Origin of the sequence: Mechercharimyces sp. CAU 1602, from assembly GCF_024753565.1 — a bacterium.
GTDB lineage: Bacteria > Bacillota > Bacilli > Thermoactinomycetales > JANTPT01 > Mechercharimyces.
The window spans coordinates 1872572-1891519 of sequence record NZ_JANTPT010000001.1; the positions used below are offsets into that span (position 1 = coordinate 1872572).

Below are 18948 nucleotides of genomic sequence, written 5' to 3' on the forward strand. Positions count from 1 at the left end.
ATCGTATTATGGATGTACGATGGTGGTGTTAGAGCATGTATGGATTTTACGCCAACTCCCTGACTAATTAAAAAGATATGAAGAGCTTGACTTTTCCTTCCAACTCCATTATATTTTGATTGAGGAAATTATTTAGAACTAATTCATATTTTTTTACCTAACCCAACTATACCGAACTTTGCTCTTTCCTCATCACTATAACCGATACCATGTGCTGATACAGAGGAGGCTAAATCGTGATCGATCATAAGCAGAATAGGTATAAAAGTGCCTTTTCAAAGTGGGAGGAAGAATCCGCTGTACGTGCCAAGCCTAGTAGGTTTACAAAAGAAAATGAACATGGGGAATTCTTTTTCACACCTGAATTAGTTCCCATCTGTGATCACCAACTTGTTCAAAGACGAGGGGTTCAGGCGAGCAAAAGACTCATCATTCATCATCTCTATACTCACCTCAACTTTACTGAACATTTAGAGCACGAGGTGGTAAACCATATCACCTTCCAAATCGGTAAAGAAAAGACGGGGTTAATTCTTCCACCTGCTATGATTGCGGATGCTTGGAAAATATATGTTGATGAAGCATATCACTATAAATTCTCGGCTGAATTAGTATCCAAAGTGATTTCTTTGACGGGTGTTCCACTACAAAAAGGAAGGCAACCCCAATTTCTCACCCGTCTTCACACCCTACTTGCAGATGAAACAACAGAAACGCGTTCGTGGCTCCTTCTCTTTTTCACCATAATTTCGGAAACCTTAATCTCAGGTACCCTAATGACCGTCCCTCAAGATCAGCGGGTTGTTCCCCTCGTAAGAGAGATCATCAAAGACCATGCCGAGGACGAAGTGCGTCATCATGCTTATTTCGCTGCATTGATCGGTCATGTATGGAGTCAACTCTCCTCTTCCCTCAAGCAGAAGATCGGTCCCTTCCTCCCTGAATTTATCGTTGGTTTTTTAGAGCCCGATCTGACTGCCGTCGACGTCTCTTTACAACAAGAACGATTTACAAAAAAGGAGAGGGAGTGGATCATTGGCGAAACCTATACGAACGAGCGTATACAGACGGATATACAAAAAGCATCAAAAGTAGCAGTGCGTCACCTTCGTAAGCATGGTGTATTAGACGAACCATATACCCAAGAAGCCTTTTTTAAGAAAGGGTTTCTCCTATCATAATCCACCTCACGGATCACTAGCTTAGGAGGAGATCAAATTATGGAGAGCGACGATCGAATCAATATAAAACAAAACCTGCTTACAGTTCATAAGCGCATCGAGGCAGCATGTCATCGCGTCCACCGCCCACCACAAGATGTACGCTTACTATTAGCATGTAAAACGGTTCCTGCTACTCACATCTTATTGGCACATCATCTAGGGGAGCGACTTATTGGTGAAAATCGTGTTCAAGAGGCGCTCTCCAAAATAGATCATCTCCAAATCGCTCCCACATTGGAACACCATTTCATCGGGCACCTTCAATCCAATAAAGTAAGACATGCACTTCGCTTTGCAACCTGTATTCAATCGATAGACCGTCTCTCACTCGTTCGCAAATTGGAGCAGGAATTACAAAAGCAAGGACGCTCTCTCGATATCCTCATCCAAGTAAATACTTCATACGAAGAAAGTAAATTTGGACTTCATCCCGATAAAACTCTCGCATTTATTCGCCAGGTGTCCCAAACGGACTGTCTAAAGATCAAAGGCTTAATGACGATCGGTCTCTTCTCCTCTCAACCAGAGCCTGTGCGCACTTGCTTTCGGCGTTTGGCTACGCTAAGAGAACAAGCTAAACAACTAAATCTACCTCGGGTAGAAATGGAGACATTGTCGATGGGAATGTCCCATGATTTTGAAACAGCGATTGAAGAGGGAGCAACCATGATCCGCATCGGAAGCGCCATTTTTGGTGCGCGCTCCTATCCCGACAGTTATTATTGGAATGAAGAGGAGGAAGAAAAATGAATCCACGGTCTACTCGTATTCATATTATTCAACATGTAGATTTTGAAGGTCCAGCCGCTATCTCCCAGTGGGCATCCTCTCGTAAATATACACTTAGTAGCACCAAACTATATAGTGGTGAATACTTACCTTCCCTGTCCACAGTAGACATGATTGTCATCATGGGAGGACCGATGAATGTTTACGAAGATGAGCAATACCCTTGGCTAGTACAAGAAAAAGAATGGCTCAAAGAGGCCATTCAACAGCAGAAGCTTATCCTCGGTATTTGCCTGGGGGCACAACTATTAGCCCATACCCTCGGAGCACGCATCACCCCTGGCGTACAAAAAGAGATTGGATGGTACCCTATTACACTGACAAAGGCCGGATTAAGTGATCCAATCGTGGGTCTTCTCCCTCCTGAGATGACCGTTTTCCACTGGCACGGTGATGTAGCAGCGGTGCCCGTAGGCGCAACCTGTCTGGCCACCAGTGCCGCCTGCCCCAATCAAATCTTTCGTTATGGGAAGCATGCTTTCGGACTTCAATTTCATTTTGAGATGACCACCTCATCTCTGCATAGCATGACGAATCACTGCGCAGATGAACTTAATTCCTCAGGCACATACATCTCTGATGAACAAGCGATTCATCAGGGTGGAAACCTCCATCTCTCCTCTAATCAGCATTGGTTATACCAATTATTAGATGGAATCATGTCGCAGCGCATCACTGTATAGAGATCCTAAAAAAAGCAGTAAAAAAACAACGGCATTAATCGTCGTTGTTTTTTACTGCTTACTCACCGGCCATGTTCCCCCACACTTTTCTCAGACTAACATGCCCTTGCCTCCATGTAAGTTCATATACATCGGGGTTATCCAACTTAGCCCACTGTGCATAACCCCACTCTGGAAAAAAATGTTTTACTATTAGAGTAAGCATCCCCCCATGAGTTACTACAGCACTTGCCACATCCTTCCCTGATAAAAGCGAAGATATCACCGCTACTCCTCGCTTCATTGCAACAACAGCTGGTTCTCCCCCAGGCTGAGAGTCTTCAATCGCTACAAAGCCTCTTTGTAAACGATCCTGCCAGTCTGAATAGGAGTAAGTACTTAATACCCACTCTGTTAACCGGGTGTCACATTCCAATTCAATCCCGCTATTCTCCACGAAAGGGGTGATCGATGCTATCGCTCTTTCCCATGGACTGCTCACTACTCGCTTGATCGCAAACGAGCGCAACCCATTTGCCAGCTCTTTCGCTTGTCTCCTTCCCACTTTAGTTAGCGCGGCCTCCTCCCCTTGCCCCTCCGCCTGACAATGCCGTATTAAATACACCCTACTCTCCTTTAGTGCTCCCATTTCTTCACCATCTGCACTTGCTGTACGAAGGGTAAAAAACCGGCGTTGCGCAAGGCATTCATGACCGTACGATTGGTTGCAGGAATATTAAAAGTACTCCGATTAAGTTCTTTTTTGTGGGGCTCGTAAAGATGTGTAAGAAGTAAATGCACCACTTCTTCTCGTGCTTTCCCTTTTATGCCATGTTCAATTTCGCACTGGTACAATACAGTCGCTTGATGAATACCAGTTTCAGGCTCCTGAACCCGTTTCCATAATGCATAACCGATAGGGTTACCTTCCCCTACTCTTTTCACAACAGCCGCTTCTCCATCCCGCACGCTATGCCAATGTGATTGCCAGGGGGCCTCCAGTCGATAAAAAGGAAGCTCTCCTAGTGTAGCAGGATCTACTCTATCCAGCTGAAAACCATCACTCTGTTCCCCAGACAGTGGGAGCGCACCTCTCTTCTTATGGATAAACAGAGCATCTACCGCTTCATAACCATTGCGTCGATACAACTGAATCGCTGACTGGTTATTATGTAAGGCTTCCAACGTTGCAATATCCACAAACTCATGTTCATACAACGCTAATGTCGCCTGGACGAGCGCCTGTCCCACACCTTTACCTCTGTAGGAAGGAACCACACCTGTACCTCCATTCCATGCCACCTTGTTTCCACCCAAACCACGAAATCCATTCATAATAAAACCAACTGCTTGTCCATCTAAAATTGCCACAACAGACTTTTCGCTATTTAACTCTTCATTTTGAATACGAACCCGTAGTTGCTCCAACGTCATCTGCACATTGAGTGCATAACCACGAAATCCCGCATTCCAAACCTGTAGGATCTCTTCCTCTGATAACGCAGATAACGGTTTGATCTCCATGCTATCTCCCCAATCACTCTGATTACTCTCTCTTTTCAGTATAACACTTAGGGCTCGGCTATCGTAGTCTTTTCTTCAAACAAAAAAGAGCAACGAAGGGCTTCTACAGCCCTTCGTTGCTCTTTTTGTTAGCTTCCTTTTTTCGCAAGCACTACTCCATTCTGGATAAGCCATCCATTCTCATCATCTACCCGAATCAGCTCATCTAATTCTTTTTCCACCTGTTCTACCCATTGTGGGGCTACATTAGCTTGTACGAGGAGTTCTAAGATTTCCACACGTAGCAACCAGTCTTGTGGATGTTCTATTTGTAAGCGCTCATGGATCACTTGCAAACCTTTCATCCCTTCTTGAGAACGACCTTCACGAATCGAGCGCACCTCATCGTATAATTTTTCTAAACTAGACCACTCCCGATCCTGACTGCTGTCTGTCACAGGCTGAAACACAATCTCTTCGCGCTCGATATTGGCAAAAAAACGCTCCCGATCAGCTGCTCCAGCAAAAACAGAAGTAATCCGCTCTCCTACAGCCATATCAAAATCTCCCCATTCAGGTGCAAACAAAAGTTGCTCTTCAAATTGCACCCGACATTCAGTAAATGAGATCAACACCAATTTTCCAGCTTCCCGACGTATAGAGAGCACTCTACCTTCCACTTCGACTCCACTGTGGAAAGTAAGGGTTACCCACTGTCCACTTTGCACGCCTAGCTGCTTTAACTCCTGATCATCAGCTAGCTCCAGCGGTTTGTTCAACCCTATCACACGACCGATAGGTGCTCCAAATCCATCCTGATGAGTACTCTTTCCATGCCCGGCTAACTCGTGACCATCTACCGCTAATGCTGTAGGGCCGCTCGTTTTCATATAAACAGCTTCCCCTTGTGTATCCAACACCACATCGGTTAATGTTCCTGACACTTGTAGACCTGAACTGTACTCCATAGTAGCTGTATTGTGAGAAAGTAACGCCTTATTTAAGCTTTCTGTTCCCCCCACTTTAAAAGCCATTCGTTCTGCAAACTCTTTTACCGCTGCAATCAACTGATCGAAGTCATGGCATACGAATAATTGCGGTTGCGGGCGAGTAACATCAAAACCCGTATTGATGCAAGCATCTAAGGTAAAGGGATGCTTTGTCACCTTCTCTGATAAACAATGTTTGCTCTCACCAACGGAAGAGAGTAAACCTGCACCGTAGATCAATGGCTGGTCCACTTTTCCAATCAAACCATACTCCACTGTCCACCAGTACAAGCGTGAGATCTGTTCTGCTTCTGATACTCCATCAATTTGCTGTTGTTTCTGTGTCAGATGGAAATGAGCTTCTGCAATTTCTTCTTCTGTTGAGCTAGGATTCTCCATCAATTGTGATAAGTGACGCGTCGCTTCAAACGCTTCGTGCTCCTCCTTAGAGGCTAATGCTTTTGCTCCAATCTCACCAAACAACTTTACGTACTCAGCATATTTTTCATCACATAGGATAGGCGCATGACCTGCTGCCTCATGAATAATATCTGGAGTAGGGGTGTAAGCGATGTGATCTAAAGTCCGAATATCCGTTGCGATCGGAAGTAAACCATGAGCTTGAAAATCAAAAAATGCTACCCCTGGTATTAATCCATCAATGGTGACCGCTCCCCACCCAAAGGGACGAAGACTGGCATTCATTTCTTCTACTCGCGGCAGTGATTCCACTTGAATTCCCGATGACTTTAGCCCCTCCAAAAAAGCGGGATGAGCTCGTCCTTCAAGAAAGTTCATGTTTTGACGCATCACAAACCGCCACACAGCTTGATTAATCGGGGTGTACTGATTGTAATGTTGTTCCACCACGTACGGTTTCAAGTGAGCCGCTACCTCTTGTTTTTTCTCTGTCATTGGCATTATTATCTCTCCTTATCTCTTACGTTTATAGGCTAAATAGCATACAAAAAAACCTCGCCCCTATAGGGACGAAGCTTCGCTTCGCGGTACCACCCTACTTGGTGAATGAAGTACATTCACCCGCTCTTCGGTTTCCACCTTACTACTAACAACATGTAATTCACTCGACGCACAGCCTGGATTCACACCACCCATCCAGTCTCTTTTTGCTGCCTACACGCCTGCTACTCTATGTTGTCTAGTGGATTATTATCATAAACGCACCAAATTGTTTTTGTCGCTTAAACGCTTGTGTGCGTGTTCGCTTTTAAGTGATAAAGTAACTATACTTCACTATAACACCATCTGTCAATCCCTCTTTTCTATAACTCACTTCAATTCCCGTTTCGCTACAATCATCCCATCCTGATCAGCATATACATAATGTCCAGGATGCCAAGTAATACCAGCGAATGAGAGTGGAACCCCATCCTCCCCTTTGCCTGTTTTTTTACTTTTGAGCGGAGAGGTTCCTAGCGCCAAAATTCCGAGGTCCATTTGCGCCAGTTGTGCTGAATCTCGTACACACCCATGAATAATAATTCCCGCCAACCCACTTTGAAGTGCCAAATCAGCTACTCGATCCCCGAGTAGAGCACACCGCTTGGAGGCACCACCATCTACAACAAGAACCGTATTGGGAGGAAGGTTTTGTACCGCTTTTTTGACTAACACATTATCCTCATACACTTTAACAGTGGCGATTTTTCCTTGAAATGAACGTTTCGCACCATAAAAATGTAAAATCGATTCTGCCACACTAATCTCGGAGGCAAATTGATCACATAGATCTGCTGTCTGTATCATTGGTTGTCACTCCCGCTCAAATATTTCTCTTTATAGTGGGCTAAAGCGAGTAAGGGCCACACATAACGATAACTGTGATAGTGAATATAGTATTGCCCCGTAAATCCTGCACCTGTTGGATAGCGCGTCTGCCAATTCTCTTGCTCCATCAATTGGAGTAAGCATTTCACCCCTGCCTCAATCTCAGTAGTCGGTTGATCATGCGTAGCAATCAGTGCATCTAACGCCCATGCTGTTTGTGATGGCGTACTCTTCGCCAGCGATACATAATAGAGACGGCGATCACTCGCACACGACTCCCCCCATCCGCCATCTAGCTGCTGACGCGCCAATAACCACTTTACTCCTTTGGCAATGGGGGCATCGTCATACCTTAATCCTGCGGCTACTAACCCTGTTAATGCCGCCCATGTTCCATATACATATGAAACTCCCCAACGCCCAAACCAGCACCCACTTACTTCTTGGTTCTGGATAAGCCACTCTACTCCCTTCTTAATAGAAGGATGTGAACGATCCCAACCCATGGTTTCAGCAAAGAAGTGAAGGGTACGTCCCGTAAGGTCTGACATAGAAGGGTCACTAAAAACGGTATTCCCATCCCGGTACGGTAAATAGGTTAACCATTTTTTATCCGTGTTCCGTTCAAAGGCCGGCCAACCCCCATCTGCATTTTGCATAGAGATTAACCATTGATGGCCTCTTTGCCAACACTCTTGCTGTTCATCATGATCAACATAATGGGAGAGCACACGCAGGCAGTACGAAGTATCATCTACGTCCGGATGAAACGTGTTGTCCTGTGAAAACCCCCATCCCCCTGGACGCACATCGGGATTGCGTAGTGCCCAATCTCCTTTGCGCGTATGTTGGCGTACCAATAGGTAATAAAGTCCACGCCTGAGCTCTTCTGCCTCAGGGTCTAACCCACTCTCCAACAGTGCGTATAAGGAAAGAGCAGTATCCCATACTCCCGTATCGGTCAATTGCTGATGCCATCCTTCGTGCATTGGATACAGATAGGAGTTTAGCCCCTCGTTCGCCTGTGCAATCAATGGATGCTCTTTACCATATCCTTGTGCTAAAAATGTAAGGATAGTAAGAAAAGTAGCACTAAAGTAATTACTCATCGTCCCATCTGCCTCTAGCCGATGAAGCAAATACTCTTCTCCCCAGCGCTGCGCCCCCTTCTGAATCCATTTTCCCCCTTCCGATTCTAGTTCATACGCTGACCAATCCCATCCATTCCGTATGTGAGAAGATGAGAATAATCCACTCTGGTGTAACCACCTCTCCACTCGCTCAAACCGAGGCAGGTGCATAGAAAATTTCTTATTTGCCATCAACATGATCGGGGCAATATGGGCACGGGCATACGAGACAAAATCAAAAAAATTAATCGGAAAAGTAGGCGGAATAAAGAAAAAAGAGAGCGGGATTGCTGGTAGCCTATCCCATTTAAAATGACCCAACGCTGTCATCATCACCTGGGTATACGAGCCTAAAGGTTGCCCTTCTTCCACCATCATCCGAATTGCTTCCTGCGCCTGTTTCATAGCAGGGGCACCATCACTCTCTCCTGCATAAAGCAGACCCACACATGATTCGACAGTCGCCCCCAAATTTCCTTCTTTCTCGTCATCATATAACCGCCATGCCCCATCGGTTGATTGAACTGTATGAATTCGTGTTCGCAACTGTTCATCAAGTTCATTTTCCTCTTCTTCCATCGTTTGAAGCAACAATAAGCGATAAGCGTCTGTCATCGTACTTCCTTCAAAACAAAAAAGAAAGCGTCCATCTTCACATTGCTGTGATAATAGATGACGCTGCAAAGAAGCAATCGCTTGCTCTAACCGTTCATCTTGGGATGACATGCTCTCTCCCCTCTTTCACCTCTTTTCCCATAAGTTATTCATGATAGCGTTGGCTAGTGCTTCTACCCAATCTCTAATGTTTAACCCTTACTCCCTCTCCACCGGTAAGGTATCATTACGGCTCCACTCGCTCCAACTGCCCACATAAAGACGCGCACCTTCGATCCCAGCTCTTTTCATTGCAAAGATATTGGCACAAGCGGTTACTCCTGATCCACAATAAACAATCGGTTCACTCATAGAAGAAAGATAGGAATACTCTGATTGTAACTGCTCTTCACACTTCCATCTTTGTCCTTCTTCTAAATTATTTTTCCAAAAATGATTGATTGCACCAGGGATGTGGCCTGCTCGTGGATCAAGGGATTCTTCTTCCCCTCGAAATCTTTCAGGGGCGCGCGCATCAATAATGGGTTGATTGCCGATGCTCTCTTCTACCTCTTTCCGTTCCACTAACATGTGATCCTGAAGGGTAGGCACAAAAGTAGTAGGTTCGTAATAAGGTTCCTCCTCCGTAATCGGATACCCCTTCTGACACCAACCTTCATACCCTTCATCTAACAAAGACACTTCTTCATGACCTACATAAGAGAGCATCCACCACAATCGTACAGCAAACATTCCTCCATGATTGTCGTAAATAACGACATGCTTTTCATGATTTATGCCACACTCTCCCAGTAACTGAGTAAACGTACTCAAGTCTGGCAAAGGGTGACGCCCCCCCACCTTCCCTTCCATACCCGACAAATCACGCTCTAGGTTCATATAAATCGCTCTAGGAATATGTGCTTGTTTGTACTCTCGCTCCCCTTCAGTCTCTTCTTCTAAATCGAAACGACAATCAACGATAACCCAATCAGGATGATCCAAGTTTTGATATAACGTCTGCGGCGAAATAATACGCGCAATCATAACTACCCCCCTCTTTCTTTATCGACGATTTTCAGGTCCCATTCTTTACTATGTATTAGCCTTAATGTAACTGCGATCCTTCTTGACACAACAATGCCATGTAAATAATTCTTCGTCGAAAAACCTAAACTACCCCTATATATGTATCATTTTCACATTACATCCTTCATCCGCCTAGTTTAGAGAAATGATTATCTTAGATTGAACGTACATATAGTATAAACCACATTTCTATAGCAAAAGGAGAAGTTTTCTGGTGATGAAAAAAACCTCTTATGATGTAGCCATCATTGGCGGTGGTGCAAGTGGTATGAGTGCGGCATTGGTGCTAGGGAGAACAGGTAGAATGATTGCCGTCATTGACGAGGGGAAGCCTCGTAATGCGGTAGCCTTACATTCTCACGGCTATCTCACCCAAGACGGGGTATCACCACACTCCTTTCGCGAGTGTAGCCGCAAGCAACTCGCCACCTATCCCAACGTTCACTTCATCACAATGAGAGCAGAGCAGATCGAACAGTACTATAATGCCTTCATCTTAATTCTTTCTGATGAACAACGACTACAAGCACGTAAAGTCCTTTTCGCCACTGGCATGATTGATCAGCTTCCTCCTCTCCCAGGTCTTAAAGAAGCGTATGGAAAATCTATCTTTCCCTGCCCCTACTGCGATGGCTGGGAGGTAAGAGATCAACCCCTCGCCCTGCTTGGTAGTAGCCCTTCACTTTATTCTTTTGCTCATCTCATCTACGAATGGAGCAAAGATCTTATGGTCTTTTCTCATGGTTTAGCACCGCTTCCTTCGTGGCAAAAGAACATATTACAAAAACGTCAAATCATCCTTATAGAGGAACCCATCTCTCATCTCTCTTCTCAAAACGGTTTCTTAGAAGCTATTATCTTACAAAGTGGTCGTACCATCTCTCGACGAGCCGCTTTTCTCCTCGACACCCATCCACACCAAGCTTGCTTACTCCCATATCAACTAGGAGTTACAATTAACAAACGTGGTGCTTATGAAACATTAGAGCATGGAAAAACATCAATCCCCGGGCTATACATTGCCGGCGACGCAGTAAATATTTTTAGCGGCTTGATTGGCGCAGCTGCAGAAGGATATGAAACAGGAGTTGCTCTACATCACGAACTGGTTGAAGAAGATTGGCTCACCTAAAAGGGCTGTAGATACTGCAGGATGATACTATTTCCTTATTTAACCATATCAAAACTCGTCTCAGCTTAAGCCTAAAACAAAACAGCCCTCAGAGGAATTTTCTCCAAGGGCTGTCTAATTAGAAGGAATTGATTAGCGCACAACACGATAAGAAAACTTCGAATAGATGGGGCGATGATCAGATAAGTCTTTGCCCTTCTCATCAACAAATACATCTGTTACATACTGATAATCATCTATTGATAACTTTACTTCCTTCCCACTCCGGTAAAAAATCTTCTCAATCCGGTCACCATCTACTTCTTTTTCATCAATACCTGGAATGACTCCGTTGTTATCAAACTCTGCCCACACGTCTGTAAATCCAGCATCAGGGAAACGGCGCAACCCATCTTTATACTTTTTATAGTTATACGTACTGTTAAAGTCACCAGCAATAATGACTGCATTGCCTTCAGACCATTTCTCTACCTTTTCCAGCACTTGTTTGAAGTTTTTCTCCTTCGCCTTCAGGTCATCTTTGTTGCGACCAGCATCTGCATGCACATTGTAAACATCGACAAATACACCTTCGCTTACTTCATGGCGGGCGAAAGTAAACCCTTTGGGCGTAAGACAATCACTTCCTTGATCGAAGTAGCCATGACAGTTTTTCCACTCTTTACGCTTAAAGTCCTTAAACTTAAACATAGACAGGCGTGTGAGCCCATCACCTGTACCTGTACCAAAGCCCAAGACACTATCATGTTTAGAAATATAAGGGTGATCCACTTTTGAAACCAACTCGTCATGATAGTTAAAGTTTTCTTGAACTGTAACAATATCATAGTTATTAAGGAGTGCACTTATCTTTTTCGTATTTTTGTCGGGATTCGATCCAGAGAGCGGAGCCCACAGTCCAGCTACATTATAATTTAGTAGCGTAAATGACCCCTCATCCTCCAAGGATGAGGAGGTTTCACCTTCAGCACCTACCACCGATCCCAAGCTTATAAAACATAGAGAGATAGTGAGAATAATGGAAATCATCCAATTTTTATTCATCATTTCGCTCCTTTTTTCACCCATTTCAATACGGGCTTTCCACCAGTATAACATGATCTCCACATTATTTTAAACAATAATTGATTGAATGTAAGTTAAAAATAGGCAAATAACATTAAATTAATATCAATATTTGTGTAAAAAACTAAAGCGCACCCTTTCTTGGGACTGTTCACACTCGTTGCAGCTAAAAGTTTAATAGATAAAAATACTCTCTCCCATGCAGATGCACAGAAGAGAGCGTTTATCTAAAATTATTTCCCTTGCTCTTTTCTTACCTGTCTGAAGTAAAAGAGCTCATAAATGACAGGGATAATTACCAGTGTCAACAACGTAGAGGTGGTTAATCCACCTATAACAACCACCGCTAAACTCTTAGAAATCAATGTTCCCGAAGAAGTAGTAAAGGCTAGCGGCAATAAAGCCGCAATTGTTGCAAAGGCTGTCATCAAAATAGGACGCAATCGAGTCTTCCCTGCCTCCATCAGCGCTTCACGAATCGCCATTCCCTTATCCCTATTCTGTCCAATGCGATCGACTAGCACAATTGCATTAGTGGTTACAATTCCGATCAGCATCAACAAACCTATCATCGCACTAACGGAGAGCGGCTCCCCCGTAAGAAACAATCCGCCAATTGCCCCAACAGGTACAAAGATCAAGGAGGAGAGCACGATAAACGGAATCCGCGCTTCACCAAAAGTGATCAGCATCGTCAAGTAGACCAAACCGATCGCGACAATCATGGCCAAACCTAGTTCACGGAACGTTTTTACCGTCTCTTCACTACCGCTGCCCGCATCCAAAGATACATTATCTGGTAAGTTTACTTCGTCCTCTACTTTTTGGATGATAGATTGTGACACCTGTTGCACATTGTCACCTCTCACTTGTCCTGTTACCTGTGCATACACATTTCCATCAAGCTTTTGAATAGAGGTTACTCGCTTAACTTCTTTCACCTTAGCCACTTCTTTTAAAGGAACCATTCCTTTACTCGAAGGGAGCATAATCTGCTCCAATTCACCTTTTTCCTTCACTTGCTCGTTATATTGAATCCTTAGTCTCTTTTCCTCGCCATCTATTGTAAACTCTTCTAAGTTAGATGGGCGGGTACGATCGGCTACTAACCCAAGGACCATTCCGTTAGAAATCCCTAACCGCGATGTTTCCTTCGCATCCAGCTCAACCACCCATTGTGTCTGCTTGTCTTGTAAATTGTTTTGAATATCCTCAATCTCTTCTAACCCCTCCATGTATGTTTCCACATTAGCCGCGGCTACCTGCAAGGCGTCTAAATCAGACGAATACAAGTTAATATCTACATTCGTATTTGTAGGTGGCCCACCCGCTTCTAACTCCTGCAATGACACCACCGATTCTTTTGAAAATTTAGCAAGAATCTCCTCTATCCTACTGTCTAATTCCGCAATCTCTTTTTCAATATCCGCTTCATCTTTTAATCCAATAAAATACTCAATCGTATTTTCTCTTTGTAAACCCGTCGTATAGTCTCGTGCCCCCACCCCTGTCGTTACCGATTCAATCTGCTGACGCTCAGAAAAAAGAGATTCCAACTCCATCGAAATCTGGTTGCTTCGCTCCAAGGGGGTGGATGAGGGCAACTCCACTGAGCCAACAATAGTTTTTTGTTCCTCATTGGGAAGAAACGTAAATCCAAGTGTCGGTACCAGTGCTAATGAACCGATTAGCAAAAGAAGTGATCCGGCAATAACCCATTTTTTGTGATTTAACAGCGAGCGAATAATTCGTAAGTATCCTACTTGTAAGCGCCCATCTTTTTCTTCTTTCTCTTCTTTAGCGAAAGAGAAACGACCGAAAATGGGGACCAATGTTACAGATACTAACAAGGACGCCGCCAGAGCAGCGACAACCGTATAAGCAAACGGCCGGAAAAACTCACCCGTAATCCCACCCACGAAGGCAAGCGGTAAAAAAACAACTGCTGTTGTTATCGTTGAAGACACAATCGCTTTTAAGACTTCGCGTGTAGCATCAGCAATTAACTCATTTTTGTCTTCGCCAGTCGCACGCATGCGATTTCGACGGAAGATATTTTCAATGACCACAATACTATCATCGACCACTCGTCCAACAGCTACTGCCATCCCACCCAATGTCATTATATTGAGCGTGATATTTTGCTGATCTAAAAAAATAGCTGTCATGATGAGCGACAAAGGAATCGAAGTAATCGCGATCAGGGTAGCTCGAATGTTACGCAAGAATATTAAAACAGCTAAGGAGGCAAAAAGTGCGCCCAGTAACCCCTCACGAATCAAGGTAAATACCGATTCTTTGATACCAGATGCTTGATCAAATCCAATAGCGTACTCTACCTGACCAGAATACTGATCCAACACTTCTAATACTTGATCCGAAACCTCAACTGTATTCGCGTCCTGCTTTTTCGTCACGGCTACCATCAACGAACTCTTCTCATTAAAACGGGTTATCTCAGTTTGTTCGGATGAGGCCTCTATCTTTGCAATCTCACCTAAGGTGAGCGTAGCTGGTTTAATTTGCTCAGAAGTTGGCATATCCTTTTCTGCCCCATTCGATTGTACAGGGAAAGTAAGCGATTCCAACTCCTTAATAGACTTTACTTTCTCCTCCACTCTGACAGGAACTTCAATCTTATCACTTGTGATTGTCCCTGCAGGAAAGGAGATGAATTTTCCTTTAATCGCCTCTTGTATTTGTTGCAGAGTTAGTCCAGCCCGCGCCGCCTTTGCTCGATCAACGGTAATCATCAAGATCTCGTTCGTCTCTCCGCCCACGGAGACACTGCCCACTCCAGATACTTTAGATAATGCGGGCTGAATCTCTTCTATGTATACTTTCTCAAGATCCGTGCCATCTTTGGCGAACAGGGAGATACTATAGATAGGAAAGGAACCAAAAGAGAAGCTATTTACATTTATTTTTGCTTCTACCGGAACATCAACTTCTTGAATAACCCCCTCTACCTCTTGTTTCGCACTCTCTATATTTGTAGCAAAGGGGAACTCAAGATTGATGATTGCCGTACTTTCGTAAGAAGAACTTTTCAATGTACTTAATTTGTCTATGTTTTCCAGTTTTGATTCTAGTGGGCGCGTCACCTGTTCCTCCACATCTTGAGGCGAGGCACCTGGATAAACGATCTCGATCGATAATTGTGGGAACTCAATGTCTGGTAGTAAATCAACCTTTAAGTTTTGAAATGAGAACAACCCCGCAATGATCATCAACGCCGCCAATATTAAAACGGCAACAGAGTTCTTCAAAGAAAATCGTGTAAAAAAATTCATCTCTTCAACCCCTTTCATATTTATGTGCAAAGTCACATATGTGCAAAAGTTATTATATCAACGTGCTTCCCTACTGACAAGAACATACCTCACATTTTGTGCACACGATATATTTTCGGTAAACTAGTATCAAAGAATAGAAGATAGAGAGGAAGTTCAATATGTCTTTGCGCTATGCACTTATGGGATTACTAGCAAAAGAACCTGCTACCGGGTACGATTTACACCATCAATTTAAGGAAACAATGATATATTATTGGCACGCTCACCATTCACAAATTTATCGTGAATTGGGCAAAATGGAGATAGACCAGCTCGTTCATTCCGAAATCATCACCCAACCTAACCATCCCAATAAAAAAAGGTATTCCCTTACTAATGAAGGTTTAAAACAACTCTTACATTGGTTACTCGATGAATCTTCCCCGCCCCCTAGTATAAAGGATGAGTTTCTCCTGCGTGCCAAGATTCTACATCTCATTCCTTTTGAGCAAGCCATACAGATCCTGAGAGAAGAACATATGGTATCTCAATATACTTACGAGATGACACATGCCTGGCAGCAAGAAAAATTTACAGAACACATACCATCAGATCATCGGGAGATAGGCGATTACTTTACATCTGAATACGGTATTCGCTATGCAAAGATGCGAATGGGATGGTGCGAATGGGCAATCAACTGCCTCCATCACATCCAAAGCCAACGTGACCCTAACATCGATAAGTAAATGTATGGAAATACATAAAAAACCAATTTGTTGCCATGCCCTATTTTCCCTGTTTGTATGCACCTATTCCTCCACTGACTGGAGTCTAACCTCCTCCTTTTATTATCTTTGCAATATGAACCCATCCATGCTATACTGTTTTTAGGTTGGTTGGACGTATTGAAAATATAGTGCACACACAGTGCAAAAGAATATAGTCACCCTTATTAGTGGGCTTTTGCACCTGTACTTCTGCTTTGCAAAAAAAAATAAACCATGCTATAATGAACTTGGTTGGACGTATTGCGATATATTGCACACACAGTGCAAAGGAATATAGTCCCCGGTTATAAGCTTTTGCACTGTGTGTTCTTATATTAAGATATGGTTCCCAACAATTATATTTTTGGAGGTTTCACATTCATGATCGAAGGTACCGTAAAATGGTTTAACTCTGAAAAAGGGTTTGGATTCATCGAAGTTGAAGGTCGTGACGATGTATTCGTACACTACTCTGCAATTAACACCGAAGGGTTCAAAACCTTAGAAGAAGGCGAGCGCGTCAGCTTCGAAATCACCCAAGGGAACCGTGGTGACCAAGCAGCTAACGTAACCAAGCTTGGCCGCTAATTATATCTATAAAAAGGCTATCGGCATCACGCCGATGGCCTTTTTTTATACCCTCCACAATAAGATTCCAATCAGTGCTAAGAAAAGGGTATACATCTGAGTACTCACAAAGAGTACCGCAACCGCCTGCTTAATATGATGAGCTCGCTTTCTCGCTTTCTCCTCACCTAAGTATGCTCTGTGTGAGCGCACGCCTTGATACAAGTTCGCTCCTCCTAATCGAATTCCTAGTCCTCCCGCCATGCCAGCTTCAGGAATCCCACTGTTTGGGCTCGGATGTTTACGTGCATCACGCCACATGATTTTCCAACAGCCTCTGGCATCTAACCGTAACAGCCACATCGCTAACAGGAATGAACCTACCATTAAACGAGCCGGAAGCCAATTGGCTATATCATCTAAGCGAGCTGACGCCCAACCAAAGTCTCGATATTTTTCATTTTTATACCCTACCATGGAATCTAGTGTATTTACCGCACGATATGCTAAAGCTAGAGGTGCCCCACCTACGAACGCGTAAAACAACGGGGAAGAGACTGCATCTACAATATTTTCCGCTACTGTCTCCACAGTTGCACGCACCACTTCCTCCTCTTCCAAATGATCTGTATCCCTTCCTACGATAAGCTTAAGACGTGCCCGTGCCTCCTTAATTTCCCCTTGCTGTAATGCTCGTTGAACTGCTTGAGCCGCTTCTGCTAAACCTTTTGTCGCAATAGTAGTAGCGATCAATCCTACTTCCAATAGGAATGCGATACTATTGTTCCACTCACGGGTGCACCACATCACTAACCACCAGGTCAACGTATAGACCCCTCCCACAATCACAAGAGGGAGTATAGCACCCAATAAACGTACTCCCCAGCGTGAAAAAGAAACCGATCGACCTATGGTTAGTAAACATCTCTCTAACCACGATATCATTTTCCCCATCGCTATGACCGGATGTGGGAGCCAACTTGGATCTCCTATCCAACGATCGAGACCATAGGCCAGTAGGAGAAGTAAAGCAACCCTCATAGACGCTGCTTCCTTAAGGATGTACGCTCCCGTTCTACTGCCACCGTTACCGCGTGATAAACTTCCTTCCCAATCGCTGCTCCAAGCGGTGTGGCTAACCCTGCGTATTCATGGTGACAACCCCACTTCTCCTGAGTAGTCGAGATGACGACGGAATCTGTAGTCGTCCCTGTCGCCAATTCGCCCTCATCATCTGTTACTCCAAGAGTAGATAATGCTGCCGTCTTTGCTTCCGTTGCTACCATCAGCGCATTAATCATAGCCGCCGGAGAGAGCGAGCCTCCAACAAAGAGAATCAGATTGATGGTACCCGTTTGTGAACACTTCTCACTGTTCAATTCCTTTCCTGCTCGTACTGCATTTCCTACCCCAGCTGTTATCAACACTGCTAGCTGAAATGTTTGCTCACGAAGAAAACGGATTGCCACATCACTCACATTAGCCGCGGTCATCATGCCACACGTTTCAAGTGGGTCTAATTGCTTAGCTGCTAGCCACGCTCGCATCTCCTGTGCAGGCTCATCCGCATGATAGGAAGGATCTACTTGACGATTTACCCAGATTGTATGATAACGACTCCCGCCACCTATAAAGGCGCTACTCATAGAATATAGGGGGCGCCTTGCACAAACGGCAATATAATCATCCTGCATGGTTAAATTCATGCCGTGCTCTCGAAAGAAAGAGTCATTCTCCATAGTCACCCTGTCCCTTCCCCACTCTCATATGATACAAAACCTTCATACGCCTTCATTTCCTTCCACTGCTGCCCATTCCATTCAGCGATTAAGCAGCCACCATTAGGGATAGAAGTTTCCCAAAATGACTGTGGGCGACGGCGCACGATATCGGCCATAAACCATCTTATCGGACCACCATGACTTACGACGACTACCGTCTCTGTAAGTGCATGTGCCGTTAGGATACTGCTGAGCCAACGAGACAACCGTCCTGACATCTCCTGCAAGGTCTCTCCTCGCGGTGGAGAGACCTGCCATGGATCATCCAACCAACATGAGAGCCATTCACGGTCCAACCGATATACGTCATCATAAGTTAAACCTTCCCATTCACCGAAGGAAAGCTCACGCAACTGAGCGGTTGTACGCAAGTGTAGGTGTGGATGATGTGATTGAATTGCCGTGGCTGTCTCTTGTGCCCGCCGTAAATCACTGCAATATAACCCACTCACTTCGATTTTTGCTAATTTCGTTGCTACCTGTTCCGATTCTTTTTGTCCCAATGGAGTTAACTCAGTATCCCGCTCTCCACCATATCGATTTTCTTCGTTATCCTTTGTCTGACCATGCCGTACCCAAATCACACGCATC

The 18948-nt window shown here is 44.3% G+C and carries 17 protein-coding genes; 6 read left to right on the forward strand and 11 right to left on the reverse strand.

All coding sequences use genetic code 11. From position 1 onward, the window contains the following. Positions 1 to 236: 236 nt before the first annotated feature. From NXZ84_RS09665 to NXZ84_RS09675, 3 genes are read left to right on the forward strand one after another with little or no spacing between them, the layout of a single operon-like run. Positions 237 to 1181, forward strand: coding sequence for a diiron oxygenase (locus NXZ84_RS09665; protein ID WP_258840043.1), 945 nt, complete (start codon positions 237 to 239; stop codon positions 1179 to 1181). Between the two features lie 39 nt (positions 1182 to 1220). Then, entirely contained in the window at positions 1221 to 1973 is a 753-nt protein-coding gene (locus NXZ84_RS09670) for a YggS family pyridoxal phosphate-dependent enzyme (protein ID WP_258840044.1), read from the forward strand. Next, a complete protein-coding gene (locus NXZ84_RS09675) occupies positions 1970 to 2695 on the forward strand; it encodes a type 1 glutamine amidotransferase (RefSeq protein WP_258840045.1) in 726 nt (241 codons plus the stop codon). Before NXZ84_RS09670 ends, NXZ84_RS09675 begins: the two co-directional genes overlap by 4 nt. 58 nt (positions 2696 to 2753) lie before the next feature. Here NXZ84_RS09675 and NXZ84_RS09680 read toward each other — a convergent pair whose 3' ends face one another. The 6 genes from NXZ84_RS09680 to NXZ84_RS09705 all read right to left on the reverse strand — a co-directional run bounded on the left by NXZ84_RS09680 (position 2754) and on the right by NXZ84_RS09705 (position 9725). Then, positions 2754 to 3299, reverse strand: coding sequence for a histidine phosphatase family protein (locus NXZ84_RS09680; RefSeq protein WP_258840046.1), 546 nt, complete (start codon positions 3297 to 3299; stop codon positions 2754 to 2756). 11 nt (positions 3300 to 3310) lie between these two features. Continuing rightward, the gene (locus NXZ84_RS09685; protein ID WP_258840047.1) at positions 3311 to 4198 is read right to left on the reverse strand and encodes a GNAT family N-acetyltransferase; all 888 of its coding nucleotides are present in this window, start codon (positions 4196 to 4198) and stop codon (positions 3311 to 3313) included. 128 nt (positions 4199 to 4326) lie between these two features. Then, positions 4327 to 6087: an aromatic amino acid hydroxylase gene (locus NXZ84_RS09690; RefSeq protein WP_258840048.1), complete on the reverse strand. Its 1761-nt coding sequence runs from the start codon at positions 6085 to 6087 to the stop codon at positions 4327 to 4329. A gap of 369 nt (positions 6088 to 6456) precedes the next feature. Then, positions 6457 to 6930, reverse strand: a complete 474-nt coding sequence (gene rraA, locus NXZ84_RS09695) for a ribonuclease E activity regulator RraA (RefSeq protein WP_258840384.1) — start codon at positions 6928 to 6930, stop codon at positions 6457 to 6459. Further along, complete coding sequence (locus NXZ84_RS09700; protein ID WP_258840049.1) at positions 6930 to 8810, reverse strand: terpene cyclase/mutase family protein; 1881 nt, start codon at positions 8808 to 8810, stop codon at positions 6930 to 6932. Before NXZ84_RS09700 ends, rraA begins: the two co-directional genes overlap by 1 nt. A gap of 87 nt (positions 8811 to 8897) precedes the next feature. Continuing rightward, positions 8898 to 9725 (reverse strand): sulfurtransferase, encoded by an 828-nt coding sequence (locus NXZ84_RS09705; protein WP_258840050.1) that lies wholly within the window; start codon positions 9723 to 9725, stop codon positions 8898 to 8900. 259 nt (positions 9726 to 9984) lie between these two features. Between NXZ84_RS09705 and NXZ84_RS09710 the strand changes: the two genes are divergently transcribed. Continuing rightward, positions 9985 to 10899 (forward strand): NAD(P)/FAD-dependent oxidoreductase, encoded by a 915-nt coding sequence (locus NXZ84_RS09710; RefSeq protein WP_258840385.1) that lies wholly within the window; start codon positions 9985 to 9987, stop codon positions 10897 to 10899. Between the two features lie 132 nt (positions 10900 to 11031). On the opposite strand, the gene NXZ84_RS09715 is transcribed toward NXZ84_RS09710, so the two are convergent. Together NXZ84_RS09715 and NXZ84_RS09720 are read right to left on the reverse strand one after the other, a co-directional pair. Continuing rightward, on the reverse strand, positions 11032 to 11943 hold the full coding sequence (locus NXZ84_RS09715) for an endonuclease/exonuclease/phosphatase family protein (protein ID WP_258840051.1): 912 nt from the start codon (positions 11941 to 11943) through the stop codon (positions 11032 to 11034). Positions 11944 to 12197: 254 nt separating this feature from the next. Further along, the gene (locus tag NXZ84_RS09720) at positions 12198 to 15257 is read right to left on the reverse strand and encodes an efflux RND transporter permease subunit (RefSeq protein WP_258840052.1); all 3060 of its coding nucleotides are present in this window, start codon (positions 15255 to 15257) and stop codon (positions 12198 to 12200) included. 161 nt (positions 15258 to 15418) lie between these two features. Between NXZ84_RS09720 and NXZ84_RS09725 the strand changes: the two genes are divergently transcribed. Beyond that, positions 15419 to 15988 (forward strand): PadR family transcriptional regulator, encoded by a 570-nt coding sequence (locus tag NXZ84_RS09725; RefSeq protein ID WP_258840053.1) that lies wholly within the window; start codon positions 15419 to 15421, stop codon positions 15986 to 15988. Between the two features lie 402 nt (positions 15989 to 16390). Beyond that, positions 16391 to 16597 carry a cold-shock protein gene (locus NXZ84_RS09730; protein WP_258840054.1) on the forward strand — a complete coding sequence of 69 codons (207 nt, stop codon included), beginning with the start codon at positions 16391 to 16393 and terminating at the stop codon, positions 16595 to 16597. 45 nt (positions 16598 to 16642) lie between these two features. On the opposite strand, the gene cbiB is transcribed toward NXZ84_RS09730, so the two are convergent. From cbiB to NXZ84_RS09745, 3 genes are read right to left on the reverse strand one after another with little or no spacing between them, the layout of a single operon-like run. Continuing rightward, positions 16643 to 17617, reverse strand: a complete 975-nt coding sequence (cbiB, locus tag NXZ84_RS09735; RefSeq protein WP_258840055.1) for an adenosylcobinamide-phosphate synthase CbiB — start codon at positions 17615 to 17617, stop codon at positions 16643 to 16645. Further along, positions 17614 to 18315 (reverse strand): adenosylcobinamide amidohydrolase, encoded by a 702-nt coding sequence (locus NXZ84_RS09740; protein ID WP_258840386.1) that lies wholly within the window; start codon positions 18313 to 18315, stop codon positions 17614 to 17616. Before NXZ84_RS09740 ends, cbiB begins: the two co-directional genes overlap by 4 nt. A 2-nt stretch (positions 18316 to 18317) precedes the next feature. Next, complete coding sequence (locus NXZ84_RS09745) at positions 18318 to 18947, reverse strand: histidine phosphatase family protein (protein WP_258840056.1); 630 nt, start codon at positions 18945 to 18947, stop codon at positions 18318 to 18320. Position 18948 lies beyond the last annotated feature (1 nt).